Origin of the sequence: Isoptericola nanjingensis, assembly GCF_050311635.1 — a bacterium.
GTDB lineage: Bacteria > Actinomycetota > Actinomycetes > Actinomycetales > Cellulomonadaceae > Isoptericola > Isoptericola nanjingensis.
Window position 1 is genome coordinate 89,983 of the sequence record NZ_JBNOZL010000007.1, and the last position, 23,782, is coordinate 113,764.

Genomic DNA, 23,782 nt, shown 5'->3' on the forward strand with positions numbered 1-23,782 from the left:
GCGGCTACTCGCCGTCCTCGCAGGCGATGCCGTTGCCGTTGGGGTCGAGCGCGCCACGGTAGGCGGGCTGGCCGTTCTGGATGGGCGCGGCGCCGGCCTGACGGGCGGCGTTGCAGTCCCAATAGAACCAGGCGGAGTCCTGCTGCTGCTGCTGCTGCTGTTGCTCGACCTGCTGCTGCTTCTGCGCCTGCTGGTCCTCGAACGCCTTCTTCTGGCTCGCGAGCTCGGTCTCCTTGGCCTCGGCGGCCTGCTCGCGCTCCTTCAGCGCCTGCTCGCGCTTCTGGAGGTCGTCCTTCTGGGTGCTGAGGTCCTTCCGCTGCTGGTCCACCTCGGCCTGGGCCTGCTCGGCCGCGGCCTCCATGCGGTCGGCGTCCACGAGGGCCTGCGCGGCGTCGGAGCTGCGCACCATCGAGATGGAGACGCCGAGGATGCAGCCGAGCGCCAGGCAGGCGACGGCGACGCCGGCGATCAGCGGGCCGCCCCGCTTGCCGCGCCCGCGGGACCCGGACCGCGAGCGACCGGCCGGGGCCTCGGCCTCCTCGGCGGCCCGGTCGGAGGCCCGGCGCTCGGCGCGACGGCCGCTGCTGGTGCGGATCCGGTCGCCGACGGTGCGGAGCGCGGCGGAGACGGTCGCGACCGCTCCGCGGTCGTCCTCGGCGGCGGGGTGGCCGTACGGGGGAGCGGCGGCCGGGATCGCCGCGGGCGGCGGGGCAGGCGGTGCGGAGACGGTCGCGACGGGAGCGCCGTGCGCGGCCGGGGACGACGGGGGCAGCGGCGGCTGGGGAGGCTGGGGAGGTAGCGGGGGCAGCGGGGGCATGGCCGCGACGGTGGTCGCGGCGGCGGGCGCGTACGCGACGGCGGCGGGCACGGGCGCCATGACCGTGGTCGCCTCGGCGGGGGTCTCTGGCCGGGCCGGGCGTGCGGCGTCGTCCACCCAGTACTCCCAGCCCTGGGGTGCGGGCGGCCACGCGGGGTCGGGAACCCACCCCGCGTCGGGCCGGAACCCCGGGGGTACCTGCCACCCCGGTGGCGGGTTGAAACGCACAGCCATGACACTCCTCCGTCGTCGAGCGGCACCCACTATGGCGGAAACCGCCCTCGTCGGTCCATGCGCCCGCCGTGCGTGCCCGCTCCGCGGACCGGCGTGGACGCCCCGGTCAGGCCCCCGGGAGGTGCTTGCGGTAGTGCGCGACCACGACGCCCGTGGACACCGCGCCGAGCGCCACGAGGACGGCGAAGAGCTGCGTCGTCGTGAACGGCGGTGTGACGGCGGCCATGACGGCCGGCGTGAGGAAGCCGGCGTACGCGACGGCGTAGAAGACGCCCGTGAGGCCCGCGAGATGGCGCGGCCCGGCGATGCGCTGCACCTCCAGGAGCCCTGACGACAGGCCGATCCCCATGCCCGCGCCGCCCACGACGGCGGCGCCCACGCCCCACCACGGGGAGCCCGACGCGACCACGAGCCCGACGCACGCCACCGCGACGGTCAGCGCCCCGGCCGCGACCGCCAGCCCGCGGGCCGAGTCGACGGCGTCGAGCCGCTTGGCGGCAGGCTGCACGACGGCGGCCACGCCGAGCGCGACCACGGTGAGCAACGTGGCGTACGCCACGCCGAAGCCCTGCGTCTGGTCGCGCAGCAGGACGGGCGCGTACCCGTAGGTGAGCGCAGCGACGACGAAGATCCACGGCGCGACGACCGCGACCACCCGCGTGAACCGGCGGTGCCCCGCCGGGGGCACCCGCAGGCCGCGCCACCACGGCCCGGCCTCGCCGCCGAACGCGTTCGACTCCGGCGTGCGGAGCACGACCAGGAGGAACGGCGCCGTGACGACCACGTGCACCACGAACGGCAGCACCTCGGGCCACGGCCCCCACTGCGCCAGCGCACCGGCGACGAGCGCGCCCACGCCCGACCCGAGCGTGAACGCGAGGGACGCGCGGCGCGCGCCCGAGCCGGCGTCCGCGGCGCGGTCGTACGGGACCTGCGAGAGCTCCTTGATCCAGCTCGTGCCGACCGACGTCGCCGTCCCGACCGTGATCCCGGCGAGCAGACGGCCGACGTAGATCGGGACGGGGCCGAGCGCGCCGAACGCCAGCACCGCGCTGGCGGCCATGCCGATCACCGTGCCCGCGAGCATCACGGGGCGGCGGCCGTACCGGTCGGACAGCGTCCCGGCGACGAGCAGCGCGGGAGCAAGGCCGAGCACGTACACGCCGAGGAACGCGTTGACGGTGGCGTCGCCGTAGCCCTGCACCTCCTCGTACATGAGGAGCACGGGGGTGAACTGGTTGCCCGCCCACGACGACACGAACAGCGCGGCGAACGCGCCGAGCCACGGGCGCCTCACAGGATGCCCCGGTGGCGGCGCACGTGGTCGTGCAGCAGGTCGCAGTACGCGTCGGCGTCGCCCTGCTCGACGGCGGCGAGCATCGCCTGGTGCTCGGCGAGCGCGGCGGAGACCTCGTCCGCCCCGACCTGCAGGTGCTGGAACATGAGCCGCAGCTGCCGGTCGCGCAGCAGCCCCATGAACTGGATCGCGGTCTGGTTGCGCGACGCCCGCACGAGCACCCCGTGGAACGCCGAGTCGGCGACGACGAACGCCTCGACGTCGTCCGCGGCGGCCGCCCGCCGCTGCGTGTCCAGGTGCGCGCGCAGCTCGTCGACGACGGCGGGCGCGGGACGCCCGTGCGCGAGCGCGCGGCGGGCGGTGGAGCGCTCGACGGCCTCGCGCATCTCCAGCACGTCGCGCGCCTCGTCGGGGGCCATCGGCACGACGGCGGCCCCGCGCCGCGGCGCGACGGCGAGCAGCCGCTCGGCGTCGAGCCGCAGGAACGCCTCGTGCACGGGGGTGCGGCTGATGCCGAGCTCCGCCGCGACGTCGCCCTCCGACAGCAGCACGCCGCCGGCCGCCTCGCCCGAGAGGATCTTCGCCTTGGTGTGCTGGTACGCGCGCTCGGCGGCGCTGAGGGTCGGCGGGGTGGGCGCGGGTGTCGAGGGGACGGTCACCCGGGGCAACCTACGCTTGCATCCAACTTGCATGCAAGGCCGGGAACGAGCGGTGGACGCTCGTCTGGCGCTATCCCTGGGCGGACCAGCGCCCCACGAGCGCCCAGGACGATCGGTGAGGCGTGTCGGTCGCCGCTGGTAGACCGGGGACATGTTCCTCCTGGACGCGGACCGCAGCACCGACGGCACCGGCGAACCCGTCGTCGTGCACTCCGCGAGCGACCTGGTCGTGGCCGCCGGGTGCGAGTTCCGGCTGCTGCGCCGCCTCGACGAGCTGCTCGGCCGGGTGCCGCGGCGCGAGCGCGAGGCCGACGTGATGCTCGAGCGGACGGCCGCGCTGGGCGACGCGCACGAGCGCCGCGTCCTGGACGAGTACGTGGCCCGCTTCGGGCGCTCCGACGGCGGTCCCGGCGGCGTCGTCGAGGTCGGGGCGCCGGCGCGGCTCACGCGGGACGGGCTGGAGGCAGCGCACGGCGCGACCCTCGCGGCGATCGAGTCGGGGGCGGACGTCGTCGCCCAGGCCTCTTTCTTCGACGGCGAGTTCCACGGCCGGGCCGACTTCCTCGTGCGCGACCCGCTGGGCGACCCCGACGTCGGTCCGGGGCGCCCGGGGGAGCACGCCGCCGGCGTCCTGCCGCGCTACGCCGTCCTCGAGACCAAGCTGGCGCGGCGGGCCAAGGTGACCGCGCTGCTGCAGCTCGCGGCGTACGCCGACCAGCTCGCCGCCGCGCACGTCGACCCGACCGACGCCGTGCACCTGGTGCTCGGCACCCGCGTCACCAGCTCCCACCGGCTCGCCGAGCTGCTGCCCGTCCTCCAGGAGCGACGCGCACGGCTGCGGGAGGTCGTCGCCGCGCACCGCGCCGACGACGGGCCGCTCGCGTGGGTCGACGAGCGGTTCACCGCCTGCGGCCGGTGCCCCGCCTGCGCCGAGCAGGCGGCGGAGCACCGCGACGTCCTGCTGGTGGGCGGCGTCTACGAGCAGCAGCGCGCGCGCCTCGTCGCGGGCGGCATCACGACCATCGACGAGCTCGCGAAGGCCGAGGAGCCGCCCGCGGGCATGCCGGCCCGCAGCTTCGAGCGCGTGCGCGACCAGGCGCGGCTGCAGCTCGGCACGGGGGCGTTCGGCACGGGCGAGTGGGACGGCGAGGTGGCCTACGACGACCACGGCGAGCCGGCCGTCATCCGGTGGCAGCTGCCGGACACGTCCGCCGTGCGCCGGCTCCCGCCCCCCAGCCCGGGCGACGTCTTCTTCGACTTCGAGGGCGACCCGCTGTGGTCCGACCCGCAGGGCGAGCAGTGGGGGCAGCAGACCGGCCTCGACTACCTGTTCGGGCTGGTGGAGCGGCCCGACGTCGAGGGGGAGGCGCCACCGTTCCGCGCGTTCTGGGCCCACGACCTCGCCCAGGAGCGGCAGGCGCTCGTCGACTTCGTGGACTACCTCGCCGAGCGCCGGCGGCGGTACCCGGACCTGCACGTGTACCACTACGCGTCGTACGAGCGGGTGCACCTGCTGTCCATCGCCGCCCGGCACGGCGTCTACGAGGAGGAGGTGGACCAGCTGCTGCGCGACGGCGTGCTGGTGGACCTCTACGCCGTCGTGCGGTCGTCGCTGCGGATCTCCGACCGCTCCAAGTCGATCAAGAAGCTCGAGCCGCTGTACATGGGCGACGACCTGCGGTCGGGCGACGTCACCACCGCGGCCGCGTCCATCGTCGCGTACGCCGAGTACACGGCCCTGCGCGACGCCGGCCGGCACGACGAGGCCGACGCCCTGCTGCGCGACATCGCCGACTACAACCGGTACGACTGCGTCTCCACGCTGCGGCTCTTCGACTGGCTGCGCTCCGCCGCCGACGTCGTCGACGCGCGCGAGGGCGCCCCCGCGGCGGCGGCCGGCGCCACCGCCGACCGCGCCGAGGAGGCCGGCGCCGTGCCGGCCGAGGAGACGCCCCGTCAGGCGGCGACGCGCGAGGCCCGCGAGCGGCGCCTGGCCCTGGAGGCCGCGGTGCGGGACCGGGTCGGCGAGGACCGCGGTGCCCGCGACGACGAGGCGCAGGCGCTCGCGATGATCGGTGCGTCGCTGGGCTACTGGCGCCGGGAGAGCAAGCCGTTCTGGCACGAGCACTACTCGCGGCTGGAGCTGCCGCCGGACGAGTGGCAGGGCCGCCGGAACACGTTTCACGTGGAACGCGCGGCAGTGGTCCAGGACTGGCTCGTCGAGGACGGGCGGCGCGCGCCGGCGCGGGTCCTGGAGCTGGTCGGCCGCCTGTCGGAGGGCTCGGAGCTCGGCGTGGGCTCCGTGCCGTTCGTGCTCTACGACGCCCCCGCGCCCGACGCCGTGACGGTGCCGGCGAACGCCGTGCGCGGCTTCCACGGCGGCGCGACGATCGTCGACGCGGTGCGCCGCCCGACGGACGCGGGGGAGCGGGACGTGCTGCTGCTCCGCGAGCAGGTGCGCGTCGGGGCCGAGACCTTCGACGCGCTGCCGATGGCGCTCACCCCGTCGAGCGGCCCGCGCGCCGACCCGCAGGAGCAGGCGCTCGAGGAGGTGGCAGGGCGCGCGCTGGCGGCCTGGGACGCCGACCGTGCGCTGCCCGACGGCCCGGCCGCGGACCTGCTCCGCCGCCGCCCCCCGCGCCTGGCCGGCGGCGTCCCGCTGCCCGACGTCCCGGGCGGCGACTTCACCGCCGCGGTCCTCGCGGCGACCCGCGACCTCGACCGCTCGTACCTCGCGGTGCAGGGCCCGCCCGGCACCGGCAAGACGCACGTCGGCTCGCACGTGATCGCCGCGCTGGTCGCCGAGGGCTGGCGCGTCGGGGTGGTCGCGCAGTCGCACGCGGCCGTGGAGAACATGCTGCGCGCCGTGGTGGAGAAGGCGGGCGTGCCCGCCGACCGGGTGGCCAAGAAGCGACAGGCGGACGGCTCGGGGCACACCGCGTCGCCCTGCGCGGAGCTGTCGGGGGACGACCTCGCCGAGTTCTCCCGCCGCGGCCCCGGCGTCGTCGGCGGCACGGCCTGGGACTTCGCCCACCCCGGCCGCTGGCCGGACGACGACCTCGACCTGCTGGTCGTGGACGAGGCGGGACAGTTCTCGCTCGCGTCCACGATCGCGGTCTCCCGATCCGCGCGTCGTCTGCTGCTCCTGGGCGACCCGCAGCAGCTGCCGCAGGTCAGCCGCGGGCGCCATCCCGAGCCCGTCGACCGGTCCGCCCTCGGCTGGCTCGTCGACGGCCGCGACGTGCTGCCGCCGGGGCTCGGGTACTTCCTCTCGCGGTCGTGGCGGATGCACCCTGCGCTCTGCGAGGCCGTGTCCCAGCTGGCGTACGAGGGCCGGCTGCAGGCCCACGAGACCGCGGCCGACCGGCGGCTCGACGGTGTGGCCCCGGGCGTGCACCACGTGCCCGTGCGGCACGAGGGCCGCGGCGTCGCGTCGCCCGAGGAGGCGCAGGAGGTGGTGCGGCAGGCGGCCGCCGTCGTCGGGCGGTCCTGGACCCCGGGCGCCGGGCGGCCCGCGCGCCCGCTCGAGCCGCGCGACGTCGTCGTGCTCGCCGCCTACAACGCCCAGGTGTGGGCGGTGCGGCGCGCGCTCGACGACGCGGGGCTCGGGGGCGTGCGGGTGGGCACGGTCGACCGGTTCCAGGGCGCCGAGGCGCCGGTCGCGATCGTCACGCTCGCGGCGTCGTCGCCCCACGACGTGCCCCGCGGCACCGGGTTCCTGCTGTCCCGGCACCGGATCAACGTCGCGGTCTCGCGCGGGCAGTGGTGCGCGATCGTCGTGAGGTCGCCCGAGCTCACCGACTACCTGCCGCACACCCCCGAGGGCCTCGGCCGCCTCGGCGCCTTCCTCGGGCTGTGCGAGCGGGCGGTCGCTGGTTGAGCCGGTCGAAACCCGCCGACGAGGCTCAGAACCCCCCGAAGTCGCCGCCTCCGAAGTCGCCCCCGAAGTCGCCGAACCCGCCGGCGTCACCGCCACCGTCGTAGCCGGGGTCCGCGCCCGCGGCCTCGGTGTACCCGGCCTCCCCACCGGCGTCGGCTCCTGCGTCACCCCCGGCGTCGCCACCCTCGGCCCCGGCGTCGGAGCCCGCGTCGCCGGCGAAGTCCTGCGAAGGGTCGCCGAAGGCCGGGCCGAAGAGCGCGTTCGCGACGGCCGAGCCGATGACGACGCCCGCGACGGTGCCGAGCAGGCTGGAGCCGACCATCGACCCGAAGCCCGGACCGCGCGCGCCGTAGCCGCCCTGGCCGCGGAAGGACTGCTCCAGCGTGCCGGGGTTCCGCATCTCGGCGCGCGTGGCCATGCGGGCGAGGGCCTGCGGGTCGTCCGAGGTCGCGCGCTCGGCGGGCGGGAGGCCGGAGCCGAGCTCGTCGAGCACGCGGCGGCGCTGCTCGGGCGTCAGGCGGGAGAACGCCTCGGCGTGCGCCTGCTCGACCGCGTCCGGCGGCGCGGTGCGCAGCAGGTAGCGGTAGCGCTCGACGGCCACCTCGTCGGGGTCGCGGTGGGCGGCGGGGGCGCCGGTGCCGGGCCGGCCGGCGGGCTGCTGGCCGGGGTACGGCGCGTAGCCGTGCTTCCCCGGCGCCTCGCCGGTGCGCGGCCGGGCGTCGTCGGGCCAGCCGGGAACGCCGTGGTACGAGCGCTCGTCGTGAGTTCTGCCGAGGAGTCGGTCGAGGAATCCCATGACGGTCCAACGATCGCGTCGGGGCCGGCGTTCCCGGGAACGGCGACGGCCCGCACCCCGACGAGCGGGGTGCGGGCCGTGCGACTCACGCGGCCGGCGTCAGCCGGCCGGGCGGTGAGATCAGAGCGGGCGGACGTTCTCCGCCTGCGGGCCCTTCGGGCCCTGCGTGACGTCGAACTCCACGCGCTGCTCCTCGTCCAGGGACCGGTAGCCCTGGGACTGGATGGCGGAGAAGTGGACGAACACGTCGGCCGAGCCGTCCTCGGGGGCGATGAAGCCGTAGCCCTTCTCGCTGTTGAACCACTTCACGGTTCCGGTGGCCATGCTTACTCCTTCAAGAGGTGTCGACGACCTCGACCGTCGAGATCGCGCATCACGGTGAATCGTCGTCAACTCTTGAGACCAAGGTCCGCCGGGTGACCGCATCAGTCCTTCCGACGCGATCGCCGTGGCGCGGACGGGAGACCGTCCGGATCGAGCGAGGCACTGCAACGGGGACAACGGTACGCGAGCGCGAGCACGCGCACCAGTGTTGCCGCACCGGCTGTCCACAGGGTGGTCGCGTCGGTGGACGCGGCGTCGGCGGGGGCCGATACAAAGGAGCCATGACCACTTCCTCCGTGCCTTCCCTCCCCCTGTCCGGCGACGTCGAGATCCCCCAGGTCGGCCTCGGCGTCTTCCAGGTGCCCGACGACGGCACCCAGGCCAACGTCGAGCAGGCGCTCGAGCTCGGCTACCGGCACGTCGACACCGCCGCCGGCTATTACAACGAGGCGGGCGTCGGCGCGGCGCTGCGCGCGTCGGGGCTGCGCCGCGAGGACGTCTTCGTCACCACCAAGCTCCGCAACGGCGACCAGGGGTACGAGCAGGCGCTGCGTGCGTTCGAGGACTCCCGCCGCGCGCTCGGCGTCGACCAGGTCGACCTGTACCTGATCCACTGGCCGGTGCCGAGCAAGGACCTGTACGTCGAGACGTGGCGCGCGTTCGAGAAGCTGCTCGCCGAGGGCGCCGTGCGCGCGATCGGGGTGTCCAACTTCCTGGTGGAGCACCTCGACCGGCTCGTCGCGGAGACCGACGTCGTGCCCGCCGTGAACCAGGTCGAGGTGCACCCCACGTTCCAGCAGGCCGCGGTCCAGCGGCGCTGCGTCGAGCTCGGCGTCGCCGTCGAGGCGTACTCGCCGCTCGGCCGCGGCGCCGACCTGGACGCGCCGGCCGTCGTCGCCGCGGCGGCGGAGCTCGGCGTCACGCCCGCGCAGGTCGTGCTGCGGTGGGCGGTGCAGCAGGGGCGGATCGTCATCCCCAAGTCGCTGTCGGCCGCGCGGCAGGCCACGAACCTGGACGTCTTCTCGTTCGAGCTGTCGGCCGATCAGGTCGCCTCGATCGACGCTCTGGAGGCCGGCGTCGAGGGGCGCACGGGGGCGGACCCGGCCACCGCGTCGTTCACGCAGTTCCGCGCCTGACGCGGGGGCTCACGAGGCCGGGTGTGACGCAGGTTACAGGTTCGTCACGATCTGCCGGGAGGGACCCGCGCGACACGTCCGCGACATACAGTCTCGCTACGTTCAGCGGCACTGAATGCGGTGTTGAGCCGCGAATGTCCTACCTCCAAAAGGGGAACAGCATGATCCGACGCACCACGGCCGCCAAGGGCATGGCCCTCGCGGCAGTCCTCAGCCTCGGCCTCGCAGCCTGCGCCTCGTCCGACGGCGGGAGCGGCGAAAGCAGCGAGGGCGGCGGCGGCTCCGCCGAGCCGCTGAAGATCGGCACGATCCTGCCGGTCACGGGCACCCTCGCCTTCCTCGGGCCGCCGGAGATCGCCGGTGTCGGTCTCGCGATCGACGACATCAACGCCGCAGGGGGCGTCCTCGGCAACGACGTGAGCGTCGAGTGGGGCGACTCCGGCGACAGCACCGACCTCTCGGTGGCGACCAGCACCGCCACCGACCTCATCGGCAAGGGTGTCTCGGTCGTGATCGGCGCGGCGTCGTCGGCCGTGTCCCTCGGCGTGGTCGACCAGTTCGCCGAGGCGAGCGTCATGCAGATCTCGCCCGCGAACACGGCGGCAGACCTGTCGGGGTACGGCGAGTTCTTCGCCCGCACCGCCCCGCCGGACACGGTCCAGGGGCCGGCGCACGCCGACCTCATCATGGGCGACGGCCACTGCAAGGTCGGCTTCCTCGTGCAGAACGAGGCCTATGGCAACGGCCTGCGCGACTACATCCAGGAGGCGCTCGAGGCCGGTGGTTGCGAGGCGGTCTACGGCGGCAACGGCGAGGGCCACGAGTTCGCGCCGGGCGAGACCAACTTCGGCGCCCAGGTGACCGACCTGCTCGCGCAGAAGCCGGACGCCATCTCGATCGTCGCGTTCGAGGAGACCACCGCGATCGTCAACGAGCTCGTGTCGCAGGGCTGGGACTTCGACGGCACCACGTACTTCGTGGACGGCAACCTCTCCAACTACGGCGACGCCTTCGACAAGGGCACCCTCGCCGGAGTGCAGGGCACGCTGCCCGGCGCGCAGGCGGACGACGCCTTCCGCGAGCAGCTCACGACCTGGTACTCCGAGAACGAGGACGGCGAGCTCGAGGACTTCTCGTACTCCGCCGAGTCGTACGACGCGACTGTCCTCGCCGCGCTGGCCGCGGTGAAGGGCGGAGCGACGGACGGCGAGACCATCTCGAAGAACATCCGCGCGGTGTCCGGTGCCGACGGCGGCACCGAGGTGAAGACCTTCGAGGAGGGCGTCAAGGCGCTCGAGGCCGGCGACGACATCCACTACGTCGGCAAGTCCGGCATCGGGCCGCTCAACGAGTCGAACGACCCGACGTCCGCCTTCATCGGCATCTACAAGTACGGCGCCGACAACACCTACACCTACCAGCGGCAGATCGAGGGCAAGATCGAGGAGTGATCCTCGCTCGCTGACCTCGTCACACGACGGCCCGGACGCTCGCGCAGAGCGGCCGGGCCGTCGCCGTGCCCGGAGTCGCCACGCCGCCGCCGAGGTCGAACCCGTGGTGCCGAGGTAGTACCGCTCCGGCCGAGGTAGTACGGCCGGCGCCGAGGTAGTGCGAATCCTGGTGAGGTAGTACGGATCTCGTCGAGGTAGTACAGATGGCGGCGCGGTAGTTCCCCCAGGACGCGGAAGGACGTCGTGGCGCACCCTGGGCCCGCCAGCCTGCCCCCAGAACGGGTTCGTCCACAGGCTGAGGCGTGCGAAGGATCTGGATGGTCATGAGCGACCAGGGTCTACCCATGAGAGAAGCCGAGCACCTCCCGGCGATCCGACGTATCGCGGGGATTCTGGAGTCGATGAGGGCGCCTGGTTCGCCGTTGGTCGGAATGCGCTCGGCCGACGTCGCGCAACCTCCGCTGGTGCCCGACGCTCTCGCGCTCGAGCACGTCGACGACGGCCGCGAGCCGGGGCGCGACGTCGCGCTGCTGGGGCTCGTGGGGCGACTCACCGAGAGCGCGGCGACGCCCCTCTGGTTCAGTCACGACACCGCTGCGATGCTGCACGGTGCATGGACCTACCGGACGCCGCCGTTGGTCCATGTGACGCGGGAGGCCAACCCGCACGTGGACGAGCACCACGAGCCCTCGGTGCGGCGCCATCACACCCCGATGCCTCCCCGGGACCGCGCCTCGGTGCGCGGGGTGCCGGTGACGTCTCTCGCCCGCACTCTTGTCGACTGCATCCGCACCCTCCCGCGCGACGGTGCTCTCGTCGCGTGCGACTCGATGTTCCGGCTGGGGGCCGACCCGGGGGAGGTCTCGCGCATCATGTCGGCGTCGCGGGGAAAACGGGGTGTCGTGCGTGCGCGCGAGATCCTCGACCTGTGCGACCCGCGGTCGGGCTCGCCCGGCGAGTCGGTGGCGAGGCTCGCCGCGTCGGACGCCGGGCTTCCACGGCCCGGGTGCCAGCTCGAGGTCCTGACGGCGCGGGGGACCTTCTACGTGGACCTGGGGTGGGAGGACATCAGGCTCGCCGTCGAGTTCGACGGGGAGCTCAAGTACGAGGATCACCCCGAGGAGGTCCGCCGCGCCGAGGCCGCGCGGCAGCGCGCGCTCGAAGACGCGGGATGGATCGTCGTCCGTGTCCGGTGGGAGGACCTGGGCGACCCGGAGGCGCTCGAGCACCTCATCCGGGGCGCCTACCTCGCGGCGCGACGGCGCGCCCTGCTCGGGCTGACCGCCTGACCCCCTGTCCCGCTCGTCCGCGACGACGACGGCGGCCGCTCACCCGAGCGGCCGCCGTCGTCGTGTCTCGTGCGTACTACCTCGGCAGGTTCGGTACTACCTCGGCAGGTCCGGTACTACCTCGGCGGGCTACTTCGTGTCCTCCGCCAGGGAGCCGAGGTAGAGGGAGATGACCTTCGGGTCGGACTGCAGCTCGCGCCCGGTGCCGGTGTACGCGTCCTTGCCCTGGTCGAGCACGTAGCCGCGGTCGCAGATCTGCAGGCAGCGGCGGGCGTTCTGCTCCACCATGATGATCGACACGCCCGCCTTGTTGATCATCCGGGTGCGTAGGAACGTCTCGTCCTGGCGCACCGGGGACAGGCCCGCCGACGGCTCGTCGAGCAGCAGCACGGACGGGTTCATCATGAGCGCCCGGGCCATCGCCACCATCTGCCGCTCGCCGCCGGACATGGCGCCCGCCCGCTGGGTGCGGCGCTCGTGCAGCACGGGGAACAGGTCGCGGATGAACGACCAGCGCTCGTCGAACACCTTCGGGCGCAGGTACACCCCCATCCGCATGTTCTCCTCGACCGACAACGACGGGAAGACGTTGTTGGTCTGCGGCACGAACCCGACGCCGCGCGCCACGAGGGTGTTGGCCTTCATGCCGGTGATGTCGTCGCCGCCGAGGGTCACGGTGCCGGAGTGGATCTTCACCAGCCCGAACAGCGCCTTGAGCAGCGTGGACTTGCCGGCGCCGTTGGGGCCGATGATCCCCACCAGCTCGCCCTTGCCCACCTCGATCGAGCAGCCGTCGAGGATGTGCACCCCGGGGAGGTAGCCCGCGACGAGGTTGTCGGCCCGCAGCAGGAGCTCCTTCCCCTCGGGGACACCGCCGGGGTGCGTGGGGGTCGTGAGTGTCGAGGTGTCGCTCATCGCTTCTCCTCCTCGGCCTCGAGGCGGGCCAGGATCTCGGGGTCGAGCAGGGAGTCGTCGCCCAGGTCGGTGTCGTGGTGGGCGCCCAGGTAGGCGTCGACCACGGCCTGGTCCTGCATGACCGTCGCCGGCGGCCCCTCGGCCACGATCCGGCCCTCCGCCATGACCACCACCCAGTCGGAGATGTGCCGCACGGCGTGCATGTCGTGCTCGACGAACAGGACCGTCATGCCCTCGTCGCGCAGCGCCTGCACGTGCCCCAGGAGGGACTGCACGAGGGCGGGGTTCACGCCCGCCATCGGCTCGTCGAGCATGATCATCGTCGGGTCGGTCATGAGGGCGCGCGCCATCTCGAGCAGCTTGCGCTGCCCGCCCGACAGCGACCCGGCGAAGTCGTCGGCCTTCGCGTCGAGCTTGAACCGGGCGAGGATCTCCATCGCCTTCTCGGTGGCCTCCTTCTCGTGCGCCTGCCAGGTGAACGGCAGCCAGGAGAGCCAGAAGCGCTCGCCGGGGTTCTTCGGGGACGCGAGCAGCATGTTCTGCAGCACCGTGAGCCGCGACAGAGCCTTCGTGAGCTGGAACGTACGGACCATCCCCGACTGGGCGACGCGCGCCCCGCTCTTGCCGGCGAGCGACTTCCCCTCGAAGCTCCAGCGACCGCTCTCGGGCGTGTCGAAGCCGGTGAGCAGGTTGAAGAACGTCGTCTTCCCGGCGCCGTTCGGGCCGATGAGCGCCGTGATCGCGCCCCGCTGCACCTCGAGGTGCTCGACGTCGACCGCCGTCATGCCGCCGAAGCGGCGCACGACGTCGTCGGCCACGAGGATGGCGTCCGGCTTGGGCGCCCCCACGACGGGCTCGACCTGCGAGAGATCGTCGCGCGCCTCGGCGGCGACGGCCGAGGTGGGGGCGACGGCGGCCGCGGCCGCCGCGTCGACGACGGACTCGGGCGGGCCGGCCGCGTCGTGAGCCTGGCCGGACGTGGTCTCTTCGGACATGTCAGCGGACATTGAAGGCCAGCTCCTTCTTGTTCCCGAGGATGCCCTGCGGCCTGAAGATCACGAGGAGCATCAGCGTGATACCCACCAGCATGCCGCCGATCTGCTCCACGTTGGTGGTGCTGATGACGTCCCCCACCCCGGTGTTCTCGGACAGGGCGCGCATCCCGGTGCGCATGAACATGTAGGCGCCGAAGAAGATCATGGCGCCGAGCACCGGACCGAAGACGGTGGCGGCCCCGCCGAGCAGCAGCACCGTCCACACGAAGAACGTCATCGTGCGGCCCATCGCGTCGGGGGCGATGGTGATCGGCAGCACGTAGAGGACGCCACCGAGGGCGCCGAGCATGCCGCCCAGCACCAGCGACTGCAGCTTGTACGAGTACACGTTCTTGCCGAGCGCCCGCACGGCGTCCTCGTCCTCGCGGATGCCCTTGAGCACGCGGCCCCAGGGGCTACGGGTGACGAGCCAGACGAACAGCAGGGCCAGGGCGACGACGCCCCACGCGAAGATCCGCGTCCACCAGGAGTCGGACCCGGTGTTGATGTACTCGAGCGGCCCGATGACGGTACGGCCATCGGGCAGGGGTGACAGGTCCTGGAAGGTGCCCTTGTAGTTGCGGCCCTGGAGGCCGGAGGCCCCGCCGGTCCACTCCTGCAGCCAGGTGGACCGCCCGATCCACCGGATGATCTCCGCGGCGGAGATGGTGACGATCGCCAGGTAGTCGCCGCGCAGCTGGAGCGTCGGGATGCCGAGCAGCAGCGCGAAGATCAGGCCCGCGACCAGGGCGACGAGCAGCGCGAGGAAGAACGGCGCCCCCGCGATCGTCGCGATGCCGAAGCCGTAGGCGCCCAGCAGCATGAAGCCGGCCTGGCCCATGTTGAGCAGCCCGGTGTACCCGAAGTGCAGGTTGAGCCCGATGGCGGCGAGCGCGTACGCGGCCGTCGTCGGGGCGATGAGCTCGGCGAGCGACTGGGTGAGGATTCTGAGGAACTCGTCCATGGTCGGTCTCCCTTCAGCCGATCCGCTCGCGGCGGCCCAGGATGCCCTGCGGCCGGATCAGGAGCACGAGGATGAGGATCACGAGCGCCGACGCGTACCGCAGGTCGCTCTGGATCACGAGGTTGGACAGCTCGACCACGAGGCCGATGAGGATCGACCCGACGAGGGCGCCGAACGCGGTGCCGAGGCCGCCGAGCGTCACGGCGGCGAACATCAGCAGCAGGAGCTGCACGCCGAGCTGCCAGTTGAACGACCCGAACGAGATGCCCCACATCAGCCCGGCCAGCGCGGCGAACGCGGTGGCGAGGATCCACACGACGCGGACCACCTTGTCGGGGTCGATGCCGGTGGCCGAGGCCAACGCCGGGTTGTCGGACACGGCGCGGGTGGCCCGGCCCAGCCGGGTGCGGGTGAGGAAGAGCGCGAAGCCGATCAGGCACACCAGCGCGACCGCCATCGAGATCCACGACGTGGTGCTGAGCGTGATCCCCAGCAGCGTCAGGGGCCGCGGGTTGGCCGACAGGATGCGCTCCGACCCGCCGCCGATGAGGAGCTGGATCACGTACTGCAGCGTGATCGACAAGCCGATCGAGACGATCATCAGCTGCATCACCGGGGTGCCCCGGCGGCGCAGCGGCCGCCAGATGGCGGCGTCCTGCGCGACGCCCGTGAGGGCGCAGACGGCGATGGTCAGCAGGCCCCCGACCCAGATCGACATGCCCATCTGGTTGATGGCGATGAAGCCGAGCGCGGCGCCGAGGGCGAACTGCTCGCCGTGGGCGAAGTTCGACATCCCGGTGGTGCCGAAGACGAGGTTGAGCCCGATGGACGCGAGGGCGAGCAGCAGGCCGAAGCGGATGCCGGAGCCGAACTGCTGCCACACCTGGCCCCAGGAGAACGCCCGCTCGGAGGCGTCGCCCTCCGGCGCCGTCGCGACGCCGTCGCCCTCGGTGGTGGTGCCGGTCCCGGCGTCGGTGCCCTCGTCGCCACCCGGTGCCGTCGTGGTGGCCTCGGCGCTGGGGCTCTCGGGAGCCACCGCCTCGCCGCCGACCTGGAACGCGGCCCGTCCGGTGCCGCCGGTCTGGGCGGTGACCTGGAGCTCGGTCGACGCGCCGTCCGGCAGCTGCTCGCCCGCGGGCAGAGACGCGGGATCGAGCGTGAGGGTGTAGCGGCCGACCTCGGGCACCGCCACCGACGCGGGTGCGTCCGCCGTGGTGGTGACGGTCTCGTCGAAGCCGCCCGGACCGGTGATGGTCACCTCGGCGTCGGCGATCCGGTCGCCCGCGTCGTTCATGACGACGACGGCGACGCAAGCGGTCGAGTCGTCGGGCTTGCAGTCGGTCGCGACGTCGGTCGCGAGCCTGGTAGCGGTGGTGCTGGTGGCGGCGCCGCTGGTGTGCGCCGCGTCCGCTCCTGGGGCTGCCTGCGCTGGTGGCGAGGCGAGCACGGCAGGGGCGAGGGCGATCGCAAGCGCTGCCACCGTGCGGCGCAGCGCGATCGCCCTGGTCGGTCGGTCCGTCGTCATCGGCCGGGTCCTCCGTGTGTCGATGTCGTTCCCCCGGGGCGAGCCCGGGGTTCCACCCGCTCACCCCGTCGATGCAGGGACACTAAAGGCCCCATGTATCCGCGGCGTTTCGCGAGCGTGCCGCGAGTGTAGCCACGAAAATGTGACCCAAATGACAGATCCAGGTCACAGTCCGGCATCGTGCGGGCGGAATCCGGTCCTCGCCGCCGCGGACCTAGGCTGGCCGGGTGCCCGACGACCTGACCGCCCCCGCAGACCTCGACGCCACCGACGACGCCTCCCCTGACCCCGTCCCCGACCGCGCTCCCGTGGCGGAGCGCCGCCCCACCGTCCGCCGGCACCACGGCGACGAGTTCGTCGACGACTACGAGTGGCTGCGCGACAAGTCCTCCCCCGAGGTGCTGGCGCACCTGGAGGCGGAGAACGCGTGGACCCAGGCGCGGCTGGCGCACCTGGCGCCGCTGCGGCAGGCGGTCTTCGACGAGATCAAGGCGCGCACGCTCGAGTCCGACCTGTCGGTGCCCGTGCGGATGGGCGGGTCCTGGTACTACACGCGCACCGAGGAGGGCCGGCAGTACCCGATCCACGCGCGCGTGCCCGCCGCGGGGGCGTGGGCGCCCCCGCAGATCGAGGCGGGCTCCGTGCCGCCCGGCGAGCAGGTGCTGCTCGACCAGAACGTCGCGGCGGACGGGCACGACTTCTTCTCCCTCGGCTCGTTCGACGTGTCCGAGGACGGCGCGCGGCTCGCCTACGCCGTCGACACCCAGGGCGACGAGCGGTTCACGTTGCGCGTGCGCGACCTGACGACGGGCGCGGACCTGCCCGACGTCGTCGAGGGCACGTTCCCGGGCGCCGTGCTCACGCCCGACGGCCGGTACGTCTTCTACCCCACGGTCGACGACGCGTGGCGGCCCTACCGGATCTGGCGGCACGAGGTCGGCACGCCGGCGTCGGACGACGTGCTGGTGCTGGAGGAGCCCGACGAGCGGTTCTGGATCGGCGTCGGGCTCACGCGCTCGCGCCGCTACCTGGTGATCGAGGCCGGGTCCAAGACGACCAGCGAGGCGCGCGTCCTGGAGGCGGACGACCCCACGGGCGAGTTCCGCGTGGTCTGGGAGCGGCGGGACGACGTCGAGTACACGGTCGAGCACGCCGTGCTGGGCGACGGCGACGGCGCGGGTCGCGACGCGCTGCTCGTGCTGCACAACGACGGCGCGGAGAACTTCGAGCTGGTCGTGGCGGACGTCCCGGCCCGCGCGGGCGACGACGGCGCCGCCGGTGCCCTGGACCCGGCCGCGGCGCGCGTCGTCGTGCCCCACGACCCGGACGTGCGCCTCGAGGGCGTGGACGCCTTCGCGCGCCACGTGGTGCTGAGCCTGCGGCGCGAGGCGCTGCCGCGGGTCGCGGTCGTCGACCTGGCGCGCACGACGGGCGAGCAGTCGTGGACGGCGCGGGAGATCGACGTCGACGAGCCGCTGTTCTCGGTGGCCCTCGACGCGAACCCCACGTGGGAGCAGCCGCTGCTGCGGGTGCAGCACACGTCGTTCGTCACGCCCGCCACGGTGGTGGACGTCGACCTCGCCACGGGCGAGCGGCACGTGCGCAAGCGGCAGCCCGTGCTGGGCGGCTACGACCCGGCCGACTACGCGCAGCACCGCGAGTGGGCGACGGCCCAGGACGGCACGCGGGTGCCGATCAGCCTGGTGTGGCGGCGCGACGCGGTGACGCTCGACGGCTCCGGCACGCGCGCCGAGCCCGCACCGCTGCTGCTGTACTCGTACGGCGCGTACGAGACGAGCATCGACCCGTACTTCTCCGTCCCGCGCCTCAGCCTGCTGGACCGCGGCGTCGTCTTCGCCGTCGCGCACGTGCGTGGCGGCGGCGAGCTGGGCCGGCACTGGTACGACGACGGCAAGCTCGCGGCCAAGGAGCACACCTTCAGCGACCTCGTCGCGTGCGGGCGGCACCTCGTGGAGACGGGCTGGACGTCGCCGGAGCGGATGGTGGCCGACGGCGCCAGCGCGGGCGGGCTCACGGTGGGCGCGGCGCTCAACCTGGCGCCCGACCTGTTCGCGGGCGTGCTCGCGGGCGTGCCGTTCGTCGACGCGCTCACCTCGATGCTCGACCCCACCCTGCCGCTCACCGTCGTCGAGTGGGACGAGTGGGGCGACCCCCTGCACGACGCCGAGGTGTACGCCCGGATGAAGGGGTACGCGCCGTACGAGAACGTGCCCGACGACGCGTCCGCGTACCCGCGGGTGCTGGCGACGACGTCGCTGCACGACACCCGCGTGCTGTACGTGGAGCCCGCCAAGTGGGTCGCGCGGCTGCGGGCCGCCGGCGCCCCGGCGCTGCTCAAGATCGAGATGTCCGCCGGGCACGGCGGCGTCTCCGGGCGGTACGCGCGCTGGGAGGAGATCGCGTTCGAGCACGCGTGGACGCTGGACGTCCTCGGCGCGGCGTGAGGGACGGCTGCGCGACCCGTGCGCGCCGCGGGTGAACCCTGCGTGGCCGATCCCACATCGCGGGGTTGGAACGGCGGGCGCGCCCCGGACGTCGTAACGTCGCGGGGCCGGGGTCGCGCGACCCCGCCAACTCGTCGCTGAGCCGGCTCCGTGCGCTCGCGCACGACCGGTCGTCTGGAGCTCGTGTGTCAGGAAACGCCACCACCAGGTTCGCAGGGGTCTCCCTGCTGGCCGTGACCAGCAGGATCCCGGCCGGGGTGCGGACCTCGGCCGCCGTGCAGCAGCGGCTCGCCCCCGCGCTCCGCCGGCTGCGGCTCCCCACCACGCTGCTGGAGCGCGTCGCCGGCGTGCGTGAGCGGCGCGCCTGGGCCGCCGACGAGGACGTCGACGACGCGACCGTCGCCGCCGGGCGCGAGGCGCTCACCGTCGCGGGCGTCGAGCCCGCCGACGTCGGCCTGCTCATCAACACGTCCGTGACGCGCCGGCACCTCGAGCCGTCCGTCGCGGTGCGGCTGCACCACGGGCTCGGGCTGCCGTCGTCGGCCGTGAACTTCGACGTCGCCAACGCCTGCCTGGGCTTCATCAACGGCATGAGCCTCGCCGCCGGGATGATCGAGTCCGGCCAGGTCCGGTACGCCGTCGTGGTGGACGGCGAGGACGCCGACGTCATCCACGACCGCACCATCGAGCGGCTCCTGCAGGAGGACCGCAGCCGCGACGACTTCATGCAGGAGTTCGCCTCGCTCACCCTCGGCTCCGGCTCCGCCGCAGCCGTGCTGGGGCGGACGGACGAGCATCCGGAGGGCCACCGCGTCCTCGGCGGCGTCACGCGCGCCGCGACGCAGTTCCACGACCTGTGCGTCGGCAGCACCGAGGGCATGTTCACCGACGCGAAGGCGCTGCTCGAGGGCGGCCTCGAGCTCGTCGTCGACGCCTGGAAGGACGCGGTCGCCGACTGGGACTGGGCGCGCATGGACCGCTACGTCACCCACCAGGTGTCGCGCGTGCACACCGACGCCATCGTCGAGGCCGTCGGCCTGGACCGGGCCAAGGTGCCCACCACGTACGAGCGGCTGGGGAACGTCGGGCCCGCGTCCGTCCCCATCACCCTCGTGGAGCAGCAGGACTCGCTGAGCGCCGGCGACCGCGTGCTGCTCATGGGCGTCGGTTCCGGCATCAACACGGCGATGCTGGAGCTCGCGTGGTGACGGGCGTGCCCGCCCCGACCCCCCGACCCGCCGACACCGTCCCGCCGGGCCTGCCCGGCCTCGACCCGCGCCACAGCCACGTGCTCACCGACGCGCGCGGCGCGTCGTGGCACTACCTCGACAACGGGCCCGAGCTGACCGCGCGCGGGCACGAGCCCGTCGGCACCGTGCTCGCCGTGCACGGCAACCCCACCTGGTCGTACCTGTGGCGGCGGCTCGTCGCCGACGCGCCGGACGCCGCGGACGCCGGCGCGCCCGCCTGGCGCGTCGTCGCCGTCGACCAGCTCGAGATGGGGCTGTCCCAGCGCTCCGGCGAGCACCGGCCGCTCGCCCGCCGCGTCGCCGACCTCGGCGCGTTCACCGACGCGCTCGGCCTGACGGGGCCGGTCGTGACGCTCGGCCACGACTGGGGCGGCGTCGTCTCGCTCGGCTGGGCCGTCGACCACCCCGACCTGCTCGCCGGCGTCGCGCTGCTCAACACCGCCGTGCACCAGCCCGACGACGCGCCGGTGCCCGCGCCGCTGCGCCTCGCGCTCGCCGGGCCCGTGCACCGCCTCGGCACGCGCACCACCCGCGCCTTCCTGGAGACGACGCTGTCGCTGGCCCGTCCGCGGCTGGCCGCCGACGTCGCCGCGGCCTACCGCCTGCCCTACCTCGCCGCCCACGAGCGCGACGGCATCGAGGGGTTCGTCGCCGACATCCCCACAAGCGCCGCGCACCCCAGCGCGGCCGAGCTGGACCGCATCGCCGCCGGCGTCGCCCGGCTCACCGTGCCTGCCGTCCTGCTGTGGGGGCCGCACGACCCGATCTTCTCCGACCGGTACCTCGACGACCTCGTGCGCCGCCTGCCGCACGCGCACGTGCACCGGTTCGCCGAGGCTGGTCATCTCATCGCCGAGGACGTCGACTGGGCTCCTTCGGTGTTGTCGTGGCTGTCCTCGCTGTCGGCGGAGGGGTCGGGGACCTCGGGCACGGATGCGTTCACGGGCCCCAGGGGGCCCTCCACTTCGGGACTTCGTACATCCGTGCCCGAGGTCCCCGACCCCTCCGCCTCGAGCATCACCTCGCCGCCCGCTTCGTCGGACGACTCCGCGACACCGTTCGTGCCGCTGTGGGCGGCGCTGGACGCGCGGGCCGACGACGACGCGGCGGCCGTGCTGGACATGACGGCCTCCACGACGGCGGACGGCGCGGACGGGCGTCCGTTCACGGCGAGCTGGCGGGCGCTGGACCGGCAGGTGCGGCGCATCGCCGCCGGGCTGTACGGCATCGGCGTGCGGCGGGGTGACCGGGTGTCGCTGCTGGTGGAGCCGGGCCCGACGCTGACGGCGCTGGTGTACGCGTGCCTGCGGATCGGGGCCGTCGTGGTGGTGGCCGACGCCGGGCTGGGCGTGCGCGGGCTGACGCGGGCGCAGCGGGGGGCGTGGCCGCGGTTCGTGGTCGCGCAGCGCAAGGGCCTGGCCGCGGCGCGGGCGCTGGGCTGGCCGGGGGTGCGGATCTCGGCCGAGCCGCTGGCGCCCACCGTGCGTCGGGTTCTCGGGGTGACGCACGAGCTGGTCGACGTCGCCCGGGCGGGCGAGGGGCGCCCTCTGCCGCCGGAGCCCGGCCCGCACGACGAGGCCGCCGTGCTGTTCACGTCGGGCTCGACCGGGCCGGCGAAGGGCGTCGTCTACCGGCACGCCGAGCTGTCGGCGCTGCGCGACGCGCTCGCCGCGCACTTCGACGTCGGGACCGAGACGGGCCTCGTCACCGGGTTCGCTCCGTTCGCCCTGCTGGGGCCGGTGCTCGGCACGCGGTCGGTGACGCCGGTGATGGACGTGTCGTCGCCCGCGACGCTCACCGCGCGGGCCGTCGCCGACGCCGTGACGGCGTCCGACGCGCGCATCGTCTTCCTGTCCCCGGCGGCGATCCTCAACGTCGTCGACACCGCCGACGCGCTCGACGACGCCGACCGGGCGGCCCTCGCCCGGGTGCGGACCTTCCTGTCGACGGGCGCGCCGATCTCGGCGGAGCTGCTCGGCTCGGCGGCGGCGCTCATGCCGGCGGCGACCCCGCACACCCCGTACGGGATGACGGAGTGCCTCCTCGTCACGGACATCACGCTCGAGGGGATCCGGGACGCGGCCACGGCGCCGGACGCCGGCGTCTGCGTGGGCCGGCCCGTCGGCGGCGGCGAGGTGCTGGTCAGCGCGCTCGACGACGACGGCGACGCGACCGGCGCGCCGTCCGCGGACCCGGGCGTGCTGGGCGAGGTGCTGGTGCGCGCCGGTCACCTCAAGGAGCGCTACGACCGCCTCTGGCTCACCGACGTGGCCGCCGAGCGCGACACCCCGCCGGGTCGCTGGCACCGCACGGGCGACGTCGGGCACCTGGACGACCAGGGTCGCCTGTGGATCGAGGGGCGCCTCGCGCACGTGCTGCGCACCGCCGACGGGCCGCTGGCGCCCGTGGGCCCCGAGCAGCACGTGGAGCGGGTGCCCGCCGTGCGGCGCGCCGCCGTCGTCGGCGTCGGGCCCGCGGGGGTGCACCAGGCGGTCGCCGTCGTCGAGACCACCAGCACCACGCGCCGCCCCGGCCTCGCGCCGGACGACCTCGCCGCCGCCGCGCGGGCCGCGTCGTCGGTGCCGTTGGCCGCCGTGCTGGCGGTGCCGCGCATGCCCACCGACGTGCGGCACAACTCCAAGGTCGACCGCACCCGGCTGGCGAGGTGGGCTGACGGGGTGCTCACCGGCGGACGGGTGGGGCAGCCGTGACCGTGCTCGTGACCGGCGCGTCCGGGCTGCTCGGCGGCGCGGTGACCCGCGCCCTCGTGGCCAGGGGGGACGACGTGCGCACCCTGCAGCGGCGCCCGTCCGGCGTCGACGGCGCGGCCGACGTGCTCGGTTCCGTCACCGACCCGGAGGTCGTCGCGCGGGCCGTCGAGGGGGCCGACGCCGTCGTGCACCTCGCCGCCAAGGTGTCCCTCGCGGGGGCGCCCGCGGAGTTCCACGAGGTGAACGTGGGCGGCACGCGCACCCTGCTGGACGCCGCCGAGCGCGCGGGCGTGCGCCGGTTCGTGCAGGTGTCGTCGCCGTCGGTCGCGCACCTGGGGACGTCGCTCGTCGGGGCCCCGGCCACCCCCGCCGACCCCGAGGGCGCGCGCGGCGACTACGCGCGGACCAAGGCCGCCGCCGAGGTGCTCGCGCTGGGGCGCGACGCCGGCGGTGCCCGAGGCGGCGGGCCGCGGGTCGTCGCCGTCCGGCCGCACATCGTCTGGGGGCCGGGGGACACGCAGCTCGTGGAGCGCGTCGTCGACCGCGCCGCCCACGGCCGTCTCCCGCTGCTGGGCCACGGCGCGGCCCTCATCGACACGCTCTACGTGGACAACGCCGCGGACGGCATCCTCGCCGCCCTCGACCGCCTCGGCGACGCGCCCGACGTCGTCGGCGGACGGGCGTACGTGCTCACCAACGGCGAGCCGCGCACCGTCGCCGACCTGCTGTCCGGCATCTGCCGGGCCGCGGGCGTCCGCCCGCCCGCGTGGCGGGTGCCGGCCGGCCTGGCACGGTCGGCCGGCGGCCTCGTCGAGGCCCTGTGGCGGGTGCGTCCCGGCGCCGACGAGCCGCCGATGACGCGCTTCCTCGCCGAGCAGCTGTCCACCGCGCACTGGTTCGACCAGCGGGCCACCCACCGCGACCTGCGCTGGGTCCCGGCGGTGACCGTCGACGAGGGGCTGCGCCGCCTGGCGGCGCACTACGGGGGCTCCGCGCCTCCCCTGCCGTAGCTCTCGCGGAGGCCGTCCGCCACGC

17 protein-coding genes are annotated in these 23,782 nt (G+C 74.4%); 8 read left to right on the forward strand and 9 right to left on the reverse strand.

What is annotated here, in order from left to right:
- Positions 1-4 precede the first annotated feature (4 nt).
- The 3 genes from ACQP6G_RS14840 to ACQP6G_RS14850 all read right to left on the reverse strand — a co-directional run bounded on the left by ACQP6G_RS14840 (position 5) and on the right by ACQP6G_RS14850 (position 3,007).
- The gene (locus ACQP6G_RS14840; RefSeq protein ID WP_429765330.1) at positions 5-1,051 is read right to left on the reverse strand and encodes an excalibur calcium-binding domain-containing protein; all 1,047 of its coding nucleotides are present in this window, start codon (positions 1,049-1,051) and stop codon (positions 5-7) included.
- 106 nt (positions 1,052-1,157) lie between these two features.
- Positions 1,158-2,348, reverse strand: a complete 1,191-nt coding sequence (locus ACQP6G_RS14845) for an MFS transporter (protein ID WP_429765332.1) — start codon at positions 2,346-2,348, stop codon at positions 1,158-1,160.
- Positions 2,345-3,007 (reverse strand): GntR family transcriptional regulator, encoded by a 663-nt coding sequence (locus ACQP6G_RS14850; protein ID WP_429765334.1) that lies wholly within the window; start codon positions 3,005-3,007, stop codon positions 2,345-2,347. The genes ACQP6G_RS14845 and ACQP6G_RS14850 overlap by 4 nt, the downstream gene beginning before the upstream one ends.
- Positions 3,008-3,158: 151 nt before the next feature.
- Between ACQP6G_RS14850 and ACQP6G_RS14855 the strand changes: the two genes are divergently transcribed.
- The gene (locus tag ACQP6G_RS14855; RefSeq protein ID WP_429765336.1) at positions 3,159-6,887 is read left to right on the forward strand and encodes a TM0106 family RecB-like putative nuclease; all 3,729 of its coding nucleotides are present in this window, start codon (positions 3,159-3,161) and stop codon (positions 6,885-6,887) included.
- A gap of 25 nt (positions 6,888-6,912) precedes the next feature.
- Here the strand turns inward: ACQP6G_RS14855 and ACQP6G_RS14860 are convergent, their stop codons facing one another.
- Positions 6,913-7,683, reverse strand: a complete 771-nt coding sequence (locus ACQP6G_RS14860) for a hypothetical protein (protein WP_429765338.1) — start codon at positions 7,681-7,683, stop codon at positions 6,913-6,915.
- Between the two features lie 120 nt (positions 7,684-7,803).
- Entirely contained in the window at positions 7,804-8,007 is a 204-nt protein-coding gene (cspE, locus tag ACQP6G_RS14865) for a transcription antiterminator/RNA stability regulator CspE (protein WP_079576569.1), read from the reverse strand.
- 281 nt (positions 8,008-8,288) lie between these two features.
- Between cspE and ACQP6G_RS14870 the strand changes: the two genes are divergently transcribed.
- The 3 genes from ACQP6G_RS14870 to ACQP6G_RS14880 all read left to right on the forward strand — a co-directional run bounded on the left by ACQP6G_RS14870 (position 8,289) and on the right by ACQP6G_RS14880 (position 11,883).
- The gene (locus ACQP6G_RS14870) at positions 8,289-9,143 is read left to right on the forward strand and encodes an aldo/keto reductase (RefSeq protein ID WP_429765340.1); all 855 of its coding nucleotides are present in this window, start codon (positions 8,289-8,291) and stop codon (positions 9,141-9,143) included.
- 161 nt (positions 9,144-9,304) lie between these two features.
- Positions 9,305-10,594 (forward strand): ABC transporter substrate-binding protein, encoded by a 1,290-nt coding sequence (locus ACQP6G_RS14875; protein ID WP_429765342.1) that lies wholly within the window; start codon positions 9,305-9,307, stop codon positions 10,592-10,594.
- A gap of 464 nt (positions 10,595-11,058) precedes the next feature.
- Positions 11,059-11,883, forward strand: a complete 825-nt coding sequence (locus tag ACQP6G_RS14880; protein ID WP_429765344.1) for a hypothetical protein — start codon at positions 11,059-11,061, stop codon at positions 11,881-11,883.
- Positions 11,884-12,012: 129 nt separating this feature from the next.
- On the opposite strand, the gene ACQP6G_RS14885 is transcribed toward ACQP6G_RS14880, so the two are convergent.
- Genes ACQP6G_RS14885 through ACQP6G_RS14900 form a run of 4 tightly spaced genes read right to left on the reverse strand, consistent with a single transcriptional unit; the run spans position 12,013 to position 16,321 of the window.
- The gene (locus ACQP6G_RS14885; RefSeq protein WP_429765345.1) at positions 12,013-12,798 is read right to left on the reverse strand and encodes an ABC transporter ATP-binding protein; all 786 of its coding nucleotides are present in this window, start codon (positions 12,796-12,798) and stop codon (positions 12,013-12,015) included.
- On the reverse strand, positions 12,795-13,793 hold the full coding sequence (locus ACQP6G_RS14890) for an ABC transporter ATP-binding protein (RefSeq protein ID WP_429765347.1): 999 nt from the start codon (positions 13,791-13,793) through the stop codon (positions 12,795-12,797). The genes ACQP6G_RS14885 and ACQP6G_RS14890 overlap by 4 nt, the downstream gene beginning before the upstream one ends.
- Before the next feature lies 1 nt (position 13,794).
- Complete coding sequence (locus ACQP6G_RS14895; protein ID WP_429765349.1) at positions 13,795-14,796, reverse strand: branched-chain amino acid ABC transporter permease; 1,002 nt, start codon at positions 14,794-14,796, stop codon at positions 13,795-13,797.
- Positions 14,797-14,809: 13 nt separating this feature from the next.
- Complete coding sequence (locus ACQP6G_RS14900) at positions 14,810-16,321, reverse strand: branched-chain amino acid ABC transporter permease (RefSeq protein ID WP_429765351.1); 1,512 nt, start codon at positions 16,319-16,321, stop codon at positions 14,810-14,812.
- Positions 16,322-16,548: 227 nt separating this feature from the next.
- Between ACQP6G_RS14900 and ACQP6G_RS14905 the strand changes: the two genes are divergently transcribed.
- From ACQP6G_RS14905 to ACQP6G_RS14920, 4 genes are all read left to right on the forward strand, one after another.
- Positions 16,549-18,786, forward strand: coding sequence for a S9 family peptidase (locus ACQP6G_RS14905; RefSeq protein WP_429765352.1), 2,238 nt, complete (start codon positions 16,549-16,551; stop codon positions 18,784-18,786).
- A 185-nt stretch (positions 18,787-18,971) separates the two neighbouring features.
- Complete coding sequence (locus ACQP6G_RS14910; RefSeq protein ID WP_429765353.1) at positions 18,972-19,994, forward strand: 3-oxoacyl-ACP synthase III; 1,023 nt, start codon at positions 18,972-18,974, stop codon at positions 19,992-19,994.
- A 5-nt stretch (positions 19,995-19,999) separates the two neighbouring features.
- The gene (locus ACQP6G_RS14915; protein ID WP_429765354.1) at positions 20,000-22,747 is read left to right on the forward strand and encodes an alpha/beta fold hydrolase; all 2,748 of its coding nucleotides are present in this window, start codon (positions 20,000-20,002) and stop codon (positions 22,745-22,747) included.
- Positions 22,744-23,757 (forward strand): NAD-dependent epimerase/dehydratase family protein, encoded by a 1,014-nt coding sequence (locus tag ACQP6G_RS14920; protein WP_429765356.1) that lies wholly within the window; start codon positions 22,744-22,746, stop codon positions 23,755-23,757. The genes ACQP6G_RS14915 and ACQP6G_RS14920 overlap by 4 nt, the downstream gene beginning before the upstream one ends.
- Positions 23,758-23,782: the final 25 nt, after the last annotated feature.